The sequence below is a fragment of the Amycolatopsis sp. VS8301801F10 genome (genome assembly GCF_046195355.1).
In the GTDB taxonomy this organism is placed as follows: Bacteria; Actinomycetota; Actinomycetes; order Mycobacteriales; family Pseudonocardiaceae; genus Amycolatopsis.
The window spans coordinates 5,626,500-5,639,252 of the sequence record NZ_CP176065.1 but is presented as its reverse complement, the minus strand read 5'-3'; the positions used below and the strand labels follow the sequence as shown (position 1 = coordinate 5,639,252).

The following is a 12,753-nucleotide window of genomic DNA, read 5'->3' as shown; positions in this document are numbered from 1 at the left end:
CGGGACACCTGAGGTTTGGATGACAACGGTGATGGTCGTCGAGGACGACGAGAACATGCGGGTCGCGGTCGCCGCGCAGCTGCGCGCGGCCGGGCTCGGCGTGCACGTCTGCGGAGACCTCGCCGCCGCCGGGAGAGCGCTCGGCGCGCACGGGTACGACTGCGCGGTGTTCGACCGGATGCTGCCCGACGGCGACGCGCTCGGCTACGTCGACGCGCTCCGCCGCCAGGGCTGGCACACGCCCGTGCTGTTCCTCACCGCGCGCGATTCGCCCGCCGACCGCGTCGCCGGATTCGAGCACGGCGCGGACGACTACCTGGTCAAGCCGTTCGCGATGGCCGAATTGACCCAGCGGGTGCTGAACCTGTGCCGGCGCAGCGGGTCCGACCGGCCCTCGGTGCTCCGCCACGCCGACCTCGTGATGGACTGCGCGCGGCGCGAGGTCCGCAGGGCCGATGTGCTGCTCACCCTGTCGAACAAGGAGTTCGCCGTGCTCGAGTACCTGCTCGTCCGCTCCGGGCAGGCGGTGAGCCGGGCCGAACTGCTCGAGCACTGCTGGGCCGCGGCCGCGGACGAGATGGGGGACAAGTCCAATCCGGTCGACGCGGTGGTGAAGCGGCTGCGGCGCAAGCTGCGGGAACCGGAACTCGTCCACTCCGTGCGCGGTCTCGGCTACCGGCTCGGCGTTCGGTGAACGGCTCCGCCGCCGACCGGCTGCGCCGGCTCCGCTGGGTCCTCACCGCCCTGTTCACCACCATGAACGCGATCGGGCTGATCGTGCTCGCCTGGATCGTGATCGACGAGGACGCGAGCCGCGGAGCCGCCGAGACCACCGCGAGCCTCGACCGCGTCACGGCGGCGGTCAGCAGGCAGGTCGGCTACGACGGCGGCGTGGTCAGTTTCGCGCTGGTGAACAGCGACGAGCTGAACAACGGCTGCCCCCAGTTCGCGATCCTGCCCGGCGGCGCGCAGACCTTCCGGCCGCATTTTTCGAACCGCACCTGCGTGCCGATGGACACCGGCGTGCTCAACGGGCTCGCCGCCGACGCGATCCGCACCGGCGGACTGGTCGAGGGCTACCAGCAAGGCACCGACGGCCGTTCCGTGCTGGTGCGCGCGCAGCCGCTGCTGAACCCGTCCGGGAAGTACCTCGGCGCGGTCGTCGCGGTCGCCGACCTGACCGGCACGCAGTCCGCGCACACCCGGTTCGTGCTGCTGGTGGTCGGCGGCTGCGTGCTGCTGATCGCCGTGCTCGGCTTCGCCGGGCACCTGCTGTCCGGCCGGTCGATCCGGCCCGCGGCGGCGGCGCTGCAGGAACAGGAAGTGCTGCTCGCCGAGACCGCGCACGACCTGCGCAGCCCGGTCGCCGCCCTGCGCGCGCTGGCCGAAACCGCCCAGGCGAACCCGGATCAGCGCGCCGCGCTGCTGCCGCGGACGGTGCAGCTGGCGTCCGACATGGGCAGCATCATCGACAGCCTCCTGGTCCGCGCCCGGCTCGCGGCGGGCGTCGAACAGCTGCACCTGCAACCGGTCTGGCTCGACCAGCTGGTCACCGACATCGCGGAGAGCACGCACACCGGAGGCGCGCAGGTGACCGTGACCGCGGCCCCGACGAAGGTCAACGCCGACCCGACTCTGATCCGCCGCGCGGTGGGCAACCTGCTGGACAACGCCGTCCGCTACGGCAGGCAGCCGGGCGCGGAAGCGATCGTGCACATCACCGTCTACGGCGGCACGGTCACGGTGGCCGACCACGGCCCCGGCATCGACCCGTCGACCGCCGCGGACGCGTTCGACCGCTTCAGCAGCACGGGCGGCTCGTCGGGCCTCGGGCTCTCGATCGTCCGCTGGGTAGCGCAAGCGCACGGCGGAGTGCTGTCGGTGTACAACGCGGACGAGGGCGGGGCGATCTTCGAACTCCGCTTCCCGCAGGCGGCGTGAGGGACGGGCCCGGGGGTTCGGTTCGGCTGCGAGGTTGATCCGCTCGCGCAGTGCGGTCTCCCCTTTCCGGCGAGCAGACTGACGGCCGGACCGAGGAATTCCGGCCCGGCCGTCGACGTTCGTCCGCGGAGTTGATCGACTCCGCTCGCGCGAACTCCCTTCCCCCACGCAACCTGACGGCCGAGAAAGCCCGGCCCGGCCGTCACCGCTCGTCCGCGAAGGCGATCGACTCCGCCCCCGCGAACTCCCCCTCCCTCACGCAACCTGACGGCCAGACCGAGAAACCCGGCCCGGCCGTCACCGCTCAGCGTTCGTCCGGGTAAGCGATCAGCTCCACCGTGCCCGTCCCCGATTCGCCGAACCGGCCCGGGCCCGGAGCCGAGGCCTCCGGACCGCCGCCGGTCCGGCCCCGGAGGGCGACCGTCACCCCGTCGTGGGCGGTGGAACGGCGGCGTCCGCCGGCCGAGTGGCCGTCGGTGTTCTCGGCCGCGCCCGGGCGCAGGGTTCCGGCGGTGGCGGCGCCCATGCCGTGCGGCGTCATCGGCGGCAGCATTCCGCCCGCGCCTCCCCGGGCCGAACCACTCGCCGTGCCTTCCGGTTCCGCGCTGCCCCGTTTCGCCGCGGGGGAACGCATCGCGGGCATCGCGCCGAGTCCCGCGCCCGCCGCGCCCAGTGCGCCGAACGGAAGTCCCGAGGCGACCGGCGCGGAGCCCGCCGGGGAAAGGCCCGGCATCCCGCCTAGCGCGCCGCCCAGGTCGCCCGGCGACAGCGAGCCCGGACCCAGTCCGGCGAGCGCGAGACCTTGCCCCGACTTCCAGTCCTCCGGGTTCAGGCTCAGGCCGTGCGCGTTCGCGGCTCCGTTCAGGTTCACCCCGCCGGTCAGCTTCGACAGGTCCGCGGAAGCGCCCGATCCGCCGCCGATGCCCGCGGCCTGGGCGAGGCTTTGCACTTCGGTCAGCAGGTTCACCGCCGCGTCCGCGGTCTTCACCGCGTCGGCCGAGGAAATGGCGAAGTTCGGGATCAGGTCCGCCGGGTTCGTCACGCCCGCCGCCCCGCACACCGCGAGCATCGCGCCGTCGTACTGCGCGCCCAGTTCGTTCATCACCGTCGCGGAGCTTTGCCAGGCCTGCAAAGCCAATTCCCAGGTCAGCGGGTTCATCCGGGCGGCGGCGTATTCGGCGTAGAAGCCTTCGACCAGCCCTTGGGTCACCGGCAGGGTGTCGGCCAGCGCGTTCAGCTGCGTCGAGACCTGCGACGCGGCGATCCGGTCGCTCCAGGTCGTCAGGTCGGCGATCGACCGGCCGACCTTGGCCTCGAACGAATCCGCGGCCTTGTCCTGCCAGCCGGCCAGGGTCACGGTCCCGGCGTTGCGGCGCAGTTCCGCGGCGGCGGTCTGGCTCCAGGCGTGCACCTCCGACCACATCGTCGCGGCGGAGCGCAGAGTCGGGATGTGCGCCTGTTCGGCGTCGATCATCGCTTTGTGGAAATCGGGAAGCAGCACGTTGTAGGGAATCACCGGTCAACTCCTCTTCAGACGGATTCCGGGGCGGACGGATGTTCCGGCGCGGCGCCGCCGGTGCCAGGGCCGGCGCCCGGGGTTTTCCCGCTGCCGGAACCGGAGAACTGCTTCAGCACGCCGATTCCCTTGTCGGCCAGCTTCATCGTGGACGTCGCCAGGTCGATGCTGTTGATCAGATCGGTCGCCTTGTACTGCGCGGCGGCGGCCTTCACCTTCGCCGAAATGGTCGTCAGGTCCTCGCTGGTGTTGCCGATGTAGGCGCCGACCACGCCGGTCGCGGCCTTGTCCAGCACGGCCATCAGGATTCCCTCGACCGTGCCCAGCGGGCTGACCGGCTCCCCCAGCCTGGCCAGCGACGCGGGCGGCGCCGGGGCCCTGGTCTGCGCGGAGAACACCGCCATCGCCTCGGGATTCCCCTTGATGAACGATGCGTCGGACATCTTTCCCCTCCTCAGGTTCGGTAACTGCGTTCCGGGCCGGCGCTGCCGACCTGCCACAACTCTTCGTCGAGCACTTCGGCCGGCGCGCTCTCGACCGCGGGCTGCGGTTTCTTGCGCGCCTTCGCCGGGACCGGTTTCTTCCTCTTGCCTTCGGCGTCCCGTCCGGCCAGCACCACTCCGGTCTTGCCGTCGGCCTTCCGCGACCGCACGGCATTGACCTGTTCGGCCGCCCCGGGCCGGATCCCGCCGGAACCAGCGCCGCCCCGTCCGGCCCCGGACTGCGGCGGATACATCGGCGGCATGCCGCTGCTGCCCGCGGTTCCGGCCCCGGCCGTCGTTACCGACCCGACCGGCGGGGTTCCGGCGGACAGCGCGGATTGCGCCGCATTCGGCGAGACTGGGCCGCCGAGTCCCCCGCCCGCCCCCGCCGGGCCGCCGACACCGCCGCCGCCGATGCCGGCTCCCGCGCCGCCGCCGACCGCGCCCGCGAGCCCCGGCAGCCCGGAATCCGCTTGCGGCAGCGGCGAAAAGTCCGCGGGCTGATACAGCTCGGCGGGGTCGAACGCGGTACTCACCGGATCGGGCACCTGCGCGAGGTTTCCCCCGGCGCCGCCCGCGTTCTTCGCCAGGTCGAGCGCCTTGCCCGCCACGTCGGCCGCGTTCTTCGCGGTCTCCAGCGGCGATTCGGGCGAGTCGCCCGCCGGGGTCTGCGCGGGATCGTCCGGATCGGGAACTTCTTGCGGCGACGGGCTTTCCCGCGGATTCGCCGCGTCCGGATCGCCGCCGCTGTTCGGCGCGGCCGGGCCCGGACCCGGCTGATCCGCAGGCGAAGCCAACCCGACCTTCGGGTCCCCCGACAGCTGCCTGCCGGGAGCGGCGAACAGCTGGGAAGCCACCTCCCGGTAGTGCCCCGCCAGGCCCTCCAGTTCGACGGCTACCGCGTCGCGCGCCGTCTCCGCGTCCGAGTCCGACGCGTCCCGCGGCAGGCTCGCCATTTTGGCGTCCGCGAAAGCCCGCGCGCCGTTGATCGCGCCGATCAGGCCGTTGATCGCCTTGCTGATCGCGTCGGTGGTCGTACTGGTCGTCCAGGGGCCGCCCGATTCGGGGCCGCCGGCCATCTCGTCGGTCCAGGACTGCGCGACCCGCACCACTTTGAGCGCCTCGGCGTCGAAGGCGGTGCCCGCGAAATCCGTCCAGGCGGCGCCGAGGTCGAGGCGCATCCGGTCCAGTTCGGCCGCTCGCGCCGCCAGCCACGGGCGGATCTCGGTCCACATCGCCGAAGCGGCGTTGAGCAAGGGCACGTGCTGGTCGGCCTCCGCCACGATCAGGTCGCGGAGTTCGCCGAGCTTCATGCTGCGGTAGTCGATCATGCCGGTCGCCCGCTTCCTAGTGCTGCTGACCGGAAACGAGCGAAGGCAGCACGGCGGGAAGACCGTCGCCGGTCATCTTGCCGAACTCGGTGCGGGTGTAGTCGTCGAAGGCGGCCCTCGCGAGTTCGTTTCTGTTAGTTTCGTCGGTGAAGCGGTAGTTTTGCGCCGCGCGGTGGGCGAAAGTGCCCAGTGCGTTGACCGTCTCCTTGAACTGGGTGAGGAACCGGTAGAGCCGGTCGGTGGTGGTGCTGTCCGCGTCCAGCACGGATTCGTGGCCGTTCACCATGCTGCCGCAGCCTCCGCCGCCCCGCCCGGCCACCAGGTCCGGGACCGGGACCCGGGCCAGGTTTCCCGCGTTCTCGGCGAACCGCTCCATCGCGGCCGGGACGCCCGCCATTCTGTCCGGTGGTGCCATCGCGCTCTCCTCGTCTGTCCGCTCGTCTGTCCACAGTGGCCGGTCCGGTCAGGTGCGCGGCGGCGACCAGGCCAGCTGCACCAGCCCCTTGTTCCCGCGCCGGTCGACCAGCCAGCCCCGGCCGGGCGGCAGCACCTGCGCGCGCATCCCGCCGAGCAGCGGGCCCTCGTCGCGGTCGCCGGACATCAGCACGCCGGCCGCGCCGACCTCGCGCATCCGGTTGAGCACCGGTTCGTACAGGCCCTTGCCCGCGCCGCCGGTGCGGCGGGCGAGCACGATGCGCAGGCCGATGTCGCCCGCTTGCGCGGCCAGCGGCAGCAACGGCATGAGCGGGTGGTCCTTGTGCGTGGCCACCATGTCGTAGTCGTCGACGAGCACGAAGATCTCCGCGCCCTGCCACCAGTTCTTCGCCCGCAGCTGCTCGGGCGTGAGGTCCGGCCCGGGCAGCCGCCGCGACAGCCGGGTGACCACCTCGTTCATCAGCGCGATGCTGTGCGCGTCGTTGGTGCCGGTGCCGAGCAGGTAGTCCTGCGGGATCTCGCCGGTCAGCCCCCGCCGGTGGTCGATCAGCACGATCCGCGCCTGCTCCGGCGAGTACGCGGCGCAGATGCGGCGGGCCACCGTGCGCAGGAACGACGTCTTGCCGGACTGGGTGTCGGCCAGCACGAAGAAGTGCGGATCGTTCGCGAAGTCCAGCCGCAGCGGCGACAGGTCGTGCTCGTGGACGCCGATCGCGAGCCCGGCGTCCGGTCCGGTCAGCCGGTCGGCGGCGGGGAGTTCGTCGTAGGCGAGCACGCCGGGCAGCAGCCGGACCGGCGGGGCCGCCGCGCCGGGCCACGCGTCCGCGATCGCCGAGACCAGCCCGGCGATCCCGTCCGGCAGGTCGTCGGCGCCGTGCCCGCCGTCGATGCGCGGCAGCGCGATCAGCATCTGGTGCTTGCTCGCGGACAGTCCCCGGCCGGGCCGGTCCGCGGGCACGCCCATCGCCGCGCGCCGGTCGATCATCGAATCGATCGGGTCGCTGATCTTCAGCTCGAGCCTGCTGGCGAACAGGTCGCGCACGTTCATCCGCAGGTCGAACGAGCGGGAGCACGCGGCGACCACGTGGATCCCGTAGGCGAGCCCGCGCGAGGCGATGTCGCCGACCAGCTCCTCCTGCTGGTCGAAGTCGTTGCGCAGGGTCAGCCAGCCGTCGACCACGAGGAACACGTCGCCGTGCGGGTCGTCCGGGAACTCGCCGGCGGCTTTCCGTTTCCGGAACGTCGCGACGCTGTCGATCCGGTGCTCGGCGAACAGCCGTTCGCGCTGGGCGAGCAGGGAGGCGACCTCGGAAACCGTGCGGCGGACCGCGCCGGTGTCCAGCCGCCCGGCCACCCCGGCCAGATGCGGCAGGCCTTCCAGCGACGCGAGCGTTCCGCCGCCGAAGTCGAGGCAGTAGAACTGCGCCTCGCGCGGGGTGTGCGTGAGCGCGAGGCTGAGGACCAAGGTGCGCAGGGCGGTGCTCTTGCCGCTCCGCGGCCCGCCGATGACCACGACGTGTCCCGCGGCGCCCGAAAGGTCCAGGATCAGCGGATCGCGCCGCTGCTCGTACGGGCGGTCCACCAGCCCGAGAACCGGGCGCAGCGCGCCGGCGAGCTCGGTCGAGTTGGCGGTCAGCCCGCGTTCGCGGTGCGCGACCAGGTCCGGCAGCAGCTCGTCCAGCGACGGCGATTCGTCCAGCGGCGGCAGCCACACCTGGTGCGCGGGCGTGCCGCGGCCGACCAGCCGGTCGACCATGATGTCCAGCAGCGTCTCGCCGACCGCGGCCTCGGGTTCCGGCTCGGGCTCGGCGGCGCCGCCGTCGTCGATCGCGGGCGCGTGGTAGGCGGTCGTGTATTCGTGCAGCACCAGGTCTTCCGGCGGGCTGACCGGTCCGCCGGACTGGCTGGCCCGGCGGTGCACGCCGGACACGTAGGCCGAGCGGAACCGCACCATCGATTCCGTGCCCACCTTGAGGAAGCCGTTCCCCGGCGCGCGCGGCAGCTTGAACGCGTCCGGCACGCCGAGCACCGCCCGGCTCTCCATCTCGGAGAAGGTCCGCAGGCCGATCCGGTAGGACAGGTGGCCCTCGAGCCCGCGCAGCCGCCCCTCGTCCAGCCGCTGCGACGCGAGCAGCAGGTGCACGCCGAGCGAACGGCCCAGCCGTCCTATCTGGACGAACAGGTCGATGAAATCGGGCTTGGCGGAAAGGAGTTCGGAGAACTCGTCGCAGATCACCAGCAGCGTGGGCACCTCCGGCAGCGGAGCCCCGGCCTGGCGGGCCTTCTCGTAGTCGCGCAGCGAGGAGAAGTTCCCGGCCGCGCGCAGCAGTTCCTGGCGGCGGATCAGCTCGCCGTTGATCGCGTCGGTCATCCGGTCGACCAGGTGCAGTTCCTCGGCGAGGTTGGTGATCACCGCGCTGGTGTGCGGGAGCTTGTCGAGCCGGGTGAAGGTCGCGCCGCCCTTGAAGTCGATCAGCGCGAAGTTCAGCGAGCTGGGCGGGTGCGTGATCGCCAGCGCCAGCACGAGCGTCCGCAGCAGTTCGGACTTGCCGGAGCCGGTGGCCCCGATCAGCAGCCCGTGCGGGCCCATGCCCTCCTGCGCCGACTCCTTCAGGTCGAGGTCGATCGGGGCGCCGTCCTCCTGGATGCCGAACCGGATCCGCAGCCGGTCGCGGTTCGGCCGAGGGGCCCAGGTCTCCTCCGGCGAGAGGTCGTACGGATCGCCGAGTCCGAGCAGTTCGGCCAGGCCGAGTTCGGAACTCATCGGCGCGTCGCGGATCCCGGAGCTCAGCCGCAGCGGCGCGAGCTGCCGGGCCAGTCCTTCGGCCGCGGCCGCGGCGAGGAAATCCGCCTGGCCGAGCGGTGCGTCGCCGTCGGCGGTGCGGCTGGACAGCGCGCCGTCGGACTCGACCGACAGCAGCACGGCCGTGCGGGTCAGCGCCCGAGGCGGCGGAGTCGTCAGGTCGAACACCGTGACGCCCTCCACGCCGCCGCCGGTCATCAAGTGGTCCGACCCGGCCACCTCGCCGCCGTCCAGCACCACGACCAGGTACGGCCCGGGCACGCTGACCTGCTGGCCGGGATCGAACCGCGGCCGCGCGCCGAGTTCCTCCTCCAGCATCGATTCCAGGGCGGACACGGCCGGGACGACGAGCCGCAGCGGGCCGAGCGCGTCCGACCGGGCCGGGTGCAGCGAATGCGGGAGCCACTTCAGCCATTCCCAGTCGGCGCGGCGGTCCTCGCTCGCGCACACCGCGATCCGCAAGTCGTCCGGCGACTGCAGCGTGGCCAGTTGCGCCAGAACGGCGCGCAGCATGCCGAGCGCCGCGTCGCGGTCCCCGCGAAGGTAGATCCGGCTGAACCCGTTGACCGCGATCGCCAGCGGCAGCCCGCCGACCGTGCGGTTGGCGGCCAGGAATCGGCGCAACGCCAGCGCGGACAACGGTTCCAGCTCTTCCAGCGGCAGGGTGTCCGGCGCGACGAGCGCGAGCGCCGGGCTCTGCGGCCCGCGGCCGATCCGGGCGACGGCGAAGTCCTCGTCGTCCTTGCGCCGCTCCCACAGCCGGTAGCTCGCCGCGAGCGACCACAGCGCGGCGGGCTCCGGATGGAGGTAGTCCATCGCCGTGCGCTGCCTGCGCACCGCCCGGCGCAGCCGCACCCGGTGCTGTGCCAGATGCCGCAGGTATTTCCGCCGTGCCTGGCCCATTTCCCGTTTGCTCGGGCCGCCGCCCTGCAGCAGTCCGGTCAGCAGCATGCCGAGCATCCCGACGCCCATCAGCCCGTAGACCGCGAACCGCACCGAACCGCCGAGGTTGCCGGAGTACAGCAGCAGCGTCGACGCCATCATGGCCAGCATCGGCAGCACGGTGAACACCTGCGCCCACTGCCGTCCGGGCGGGGCTGGGATCGCCGGCGGCGGTTGCAGCATCAGCTCGCCGGCCGGCATCTCCGGGGCCGGTTTCCGCGCGGGCCGCTTGACCAGGACTGTCGCCATGGCCCCGATCTTCCGCGTCCGGCGGGCATTCCGGGCGGCCGTGGCAGGAACGTGCCGCGCGGCCGGTATCGCCCGCCGGAAGAACTAGCGTCGGCGGACGTGGGGAGACGACCGTTCCCCGTGAACGCGAAAGGAGGGGTCTTGTGACCGGGTTCAACTTCATGAACGGCGATCCGACGCAGATGCGCGGGATCGCGGACACCTGGCGTGGCCTGTACGAGGAGGTCGCGAACCGGAACACCAGCCTCAACGCCGGGAACACCGGCCTGGAGGGCGTCTGGAAGGGCGCGGGCGGGCGGATGTTCCAGGGCATCGAACCGGACCGCTTCGCCCAGAACCAGCGGCTGACGACCAGCGGCCACGGACTGGCCGACAACCTGACGACGTCGGCGAACAAGTACTTCGAAAACGACGCGGAAAACGGCCGCGCGCTGAGCCTGACCGGCGATTTCCAGGTCGACACCGGATCGTTCGGTTCCGCTTTCGGCGGCGTCTGAGCCACCCGCACCGGAGAAGGGAGAACAATCGTGAACGACCAGATCCTGATGTACTTCGACCAGGTCCAGAGCCAGGCCCAGGAGATGTTCCGGACCGCGGGCCAGGACTCGACGTCGTTCGGCGACGTCTACCAGCGCGCGAAGGACGCGTTCTCGTCCGTGCTGACCGACGGCAACGGCCACGAGATGGACGCGGCGATGGGCCAGAAGTTCAAGCTGGACAACGAATACAACGACCGGGCGCACGCGATGGGCCGGGCCACCTCGGATTCGGTGGACCGGTCGCAGCACTGCGTGCAGAGCTGCGCGGCCACGTGGCAGGTCTGATCGCGAAACGGTGAAGCGCGCCCCGTCTTCGGACGAGGCGCGCTTTGTCGTGTCCGTTAAGGACTGTCCGATCAGGACTTTCCCAGCAGCGAGACCTGATCCGGCAGCTCCGCGGCGACCGGCTCGGCGGGCAAAACCGCCGCACGCCCCGCACGCCACCCACGACTACTGCCCCGGCGCACGACGACCACGACCAGCACCGCCAGCACCAAAACCCCGGCCCCGCCGAAAGCCAGCCAGTACGCCGTCGAGGCCGTGTCCCGCACCCACGCGTCATGCGCGACCGCCGCCTGGTCCACCGGAGCCGGGTGGTACGCCGGGATTTTGGCTGGCGGCGCGAGGTTCATCCCGTCGGTGACCGCGCGGTACGGGTTGACCAGGCCGGCGCCGTACGCGTCGCTGGATTGTCCGCCCCGGGCCGGGCTCGCGGTCGCTTTCAGCCGTTGGATCACCTCCGGCGCGGACAGGTTCGGCCAGGCCGCGCGCACCAGCGCCGCGGTGCCGGCGACGAACGGGGTGGCGAAGCTGGTCCCGTCGTCGTAAGCGTGACCGTCCACTCTGGTCGCGGCGAGCACTTTCGCTCCCGGCGCGACGAGTCCGACGTACGGTCCGATCTGCGAACTCGACGCCCGCGCCCCGTCGATGTCCACCGCGCCCACGCCCAGCACCCCGGGATACGCCGCCGGATACGACGGGAGCCGCGCCGACGCGTCGTTCTGCGCGTTGCCCGCCGCGGCGATCACGACGACGTCGCTGGCCACCGCGTAGGCGACCGCTTCGCGGATGGGCGGGAAATCGGCGGTGCCGGACATCGACAGGTTCAGCACGCGGGCGCCTTGCCCGACCGCGTAGACGATGCCGTTCGCGACGGTCTGCGGGTTGATCCGCTGGATCTGGCCCTGGTCGGTGAGGTCCTGGTCGCTGACCCGCACCGGCAGCACCGTCGCGTCCGGGGCGACGCCGCGGAACCCGACGCCGGGCAGCGCGTCCGCGGCGACGATGCTCGCCACCGCGGTGCCGTGCGAATCGCAGTCGAACGAGCCCGGGAAGTCCTTGCCCGCCACGAAATCCCGGCCCGGCAGCACCTTTCCGGGACGGTGCAGCTGCGGGTGGTCGGCGTCCACTCCGGAATCCACCACCGCCACCGTCACCCCGCCCCCGCGCGTGTACCGCCACGCCGATTCCGGAGCCAGCATCTGCTGCGCCCAGGGCTGGGCGGTGATCTCGGGGTGCGCCGGTTGCGCGTTGACACAAGCCCCCGCGGGCGGGGCGGCCCGCGCCGCGCCCCCGCCGAGGACGAACTGGAGCGACGCCACCGTCAGCACGGTGGCGACAGAAGCCTTACGGTGTCGGGTCACCCTCGCGATACTGCGGCACTCCGCGTCCGTTCCCGGCTCCGTGGCAGCTACCGGTCACCGCCCGCCGCGACCGCGGGTCCGGCCCCAGACTGGCTTCCGAAACCGAGGAGGGCCGGAATGGACACGCCACTGCACCTGAACATGTACGAGGAATACCGCCGGCTGGCCGCCGACATCCGGACTGCCCAGTCGCAGGTGGCCGAAGTCCGCACCGAAGCCTCCTCCGACGACGACCTCATCACCGCGGTCGCGAACGGGTCCGGCGAACTCGTGGAACTGCACCTCGACCCCCGCATCTACCGGACGCCGGATTCGGCCCGGCTGGCCGCCGACATCACCGCCGTCGTGCACCGCGCCGCCGAACTCGCCCGCCAGGAGACCTTCGCGATCCTGGCCGCCTTCCTGCCTCCCGACGCCACCCCGGAAACGGCGGACCTGCGCGCCGGTCCGATGCTGCACGAGCTCGACCGCCAGCTCGCCGGGGAGGACCGCTGATGGCCCCGCCGGAGAAGCCCGCCCCGGGCGAGCACCTCGTCGACCGCACCGACGCGTCCGGGTACGCCGGGATGTACCCGGACGCCACCGAGCAGGTGTTCCGCGCGCTGGCGCAGCTGCGGCAGGCCTATCACGACGCGCTGACCGGCATCCGGAACGATCTGCAGCAGGAGTACCGCGTGGGCAACGGGGCGACCGGCAAGGCGTTCATGGACTCCTACCGCGACTGGGCGACGAGCCTCGACCGGAACGCGCAGCTGGCCTCGCTCGGCCTCGCCCGGCTCGCCGACCAGGCCGTGGGGCAGGTCGCCGAATACCGCGCCGCGGACGCGCGGAACGCCGCCGCGCTGCGCGCGTCCCAGACCGGGCAGTAGGCG

At 72.2% G+C, this 12,753-nt stretch carries 12 protein-coding genes; 6 read left to right on the top strand and 6 right to left on the bottom strand.

Features of this window, described 5'->3' with window-relative positions:
* The first annotated feature begins 19 nt into the window (after window positions 1-19).
* Window positions 20-694, top strand: coding sequence for a response regulator transcription factor (locus F9C11_RS26530; protein WP_409180071.1), 675 nt, complete (start codon window positions 20-22; stop codon window positions 692-694).
* The gene (locus F9C11_RS26525; protein WP_409180070.1) at window positions 691-1,941 is read left to right on the top strand and encodes a sensor histidine kinase; all 1,251 of its coding nucleotides are present in this window, start codon (window positions 691-693) and stop codon (window positions 1,939-1,941) included. The genes F9C11_RS26530 and F9C11_RS26525 overlap by 4 nt, the downstream gene beginning before the upstream one ends.
* 304 nt (window positions 1,942-2,245) lie before the next feature.
* Here F9C11_RS26525 and F9C11_RS26520 read toward each other — a convergent pair whose 3' ends face one another.
* The 5 genes from F9C11_RS26520 to eccCa are packed head-to-tail and all read right to left on the bottom strand — an operon-like array spanning window position 2,246 to window position 9,699.
* On the bottom strand, window positions 2,246-3,457 hold the full coding sequence (locus F9C11_RS26520; protein ID WP_409180069.1) for a hypothetical protein: 1,212 nt from the start codon (window positions 3,455-3,457) through the stop codon (window positions 2,246-2,248).
* 14 nt (window positions 3,458-3,471) lie between these two features.
* Window positions 3,472-3,900, bottom strand: coding sequence for a hypothetical protein (locus F9C11_RS26515; RefSeq protein ID WP_409180068.1), 429 nt, complete (start codon window positions 3,898-3,900; stop codon window positions 3,472-3,474).
* Between the two features lie 11 nt (window positions 3,901-3,911).
* Window positions 3,912-5,270 (bottom strand): hypothetical protein, encoded by a 1,359-nt coding sequence (locus tag F9C11_RS26510; RefSeq protein WP_409180067.1) that lies wholly within the window; start codon window positions 5,268-5,270, stop codon window positions 3,912-3,914.
* 16 nt (window positions 5,271-5,286) lie between these two features.
* The gene (locus F9C11_RS26505; protein ID WP_409180066.1) at window positions 5,287-5,685 is read right to left on the bottom strand and encodes a hypothetical protein; all 399 of its coding nucleotides are present in this window, start codon (window positions 5,683-5,685) and stop codon (window positions 5,287-5,289) included.
* A 48-nt stretch (window positions 5,686-5,733) separates the two neighbouring features.
* Complete coding sequence (gene eccCa / locus F9C11_RS26500) at window positions 5,734-9,699, bottom strand: type VII secretion protein EccCa (RefSeq protein ID WP_409180065.1); 3,966 nt, start codon at window positions 9,697-9,699, stop codon at window positions 5,734-5,736.
* A gap of 143 nt (window positions 9,700-9,842) precedes the next feature.
* On the opposite strand from eccCa, the gene F9C11_RS26495 reads away from it, so the two are divergent.
* Window positions 9,843-10,196, top strand: coding sequence for a WXG100 family type VII secretion target (locus F9C11_RS26495; protein ID WP_409180064.1), 354 nt, complete (start codon window positions 9,843-9,845; stop codon window positions 10,194-10,196).
* Window positions 10,197-10,226: 30 nt separating this feature from the next.
* Window positions 10,227-10,523: a hypothetical protein gene (locus F9C11_RS26490; protein WP_409180063.1), complete on the top strand. Its 297-nt coding sequence runs from the start codon at window positions 10,227-10,229 to the stop codon at window positions 10,521-10,523.
* Window positions 10,524-10,594: 71 nt separating this feature from the next.
* On the opposite strand, the gene mycP is transcribed toward F9C11_RS26490, so the two are convergent.
* Complete coding sequence (gene mycP / locus F9C11_RS26485) at window positions 10,595-11,881, bottom strand: type VII secretion-associated serine protease mycosin (protein WP_409180062.1); 1,287 nt, start codon at window positions 11,879-11,881, stop codon at window positions 10,595-10,597.
* Window positions 11,882-11,998: 117 nt separating this feature from the next.
* On the opposite strand from mycP, the gene F9C11_RS26480 reads away from it, so the two are divergent.
* Window positions 11,999-12,376, top strand: a complete 378-nt coding sequence (locus F9C11_RS26480) for a YbaB/EbfC family nucleoid-associated protein (RefSeq protein ID WP_409180061.1) — start codon at window positions 11,999-12,001, stop codon at window positions 12,374-12,376.
* Window positions 12,376-12,750 (top strand): hypothetical protein, encoded by a 375-nt coding sequence (locus tag F9C11_RS26475; RefSeq protein WP_409180060.1) that lies wholly within the window; start codon window positions 12,376-12,378, stop codon window positions 12,748-12,750. The genes F9C11_RS26480 and F9C11_RS26475 overlap by 1 nt, the downstream gene beginning before the upstream one ends.
* The last annotated feature ends 3 nt before the right edge of the window (window positions 12,751-12,753 follow it).

Coding starts and splice junctions, on each gene's coding strand:
- F9C11_RS26530 (WP_409180071.1), top strand. CDS start 20: ATGACAACGGTGATGGTCGTCGAGGACGACGAGAACATGCGGGTCGCG.
- F9C11_RS26515 (WP_409180068.1), bottom strand. CDS start 3,900: ATGTCCGACGCATCGTTCATCAAGGGGAATCCCGAGGCGATGGCGGTG.
- F9C11_RS26510 (WP_409180067.1), bottom strand. CDS start 5,270: ATGATCGACTACCGCAGCATGAAGCTCGGCGAACTCCGCGACCTGATC.
- F9C11_RS26505 (WP_409180066.1), bottom strand. CDS start 5,685: ATGGCACCACCGGACAGAATGGCGGGCGTCCCGGCCGCGATGGAGCGG.
- eccCa (WP_409180065.1), bottom strand. CDS start 9,699: ATGGCGACAGTCCTGGTCAAGCGGCCCGCGCGGAAACCGGCCCCGGAG.
- F9C11_RS26480 (WP_409180061.1), top strand. CDS start 11,999: ATGGACACGCCACTGCACCTGAACATGTACGAGGAATACCGCCGGCTG.
- F9C11_RS26475 (WP_409180060.1), top strand. CDS start 12,376: ATGGCCCCGCCGGAGAAGCCCGCCCCGGGCGAGCACCTCGTCGACCGC.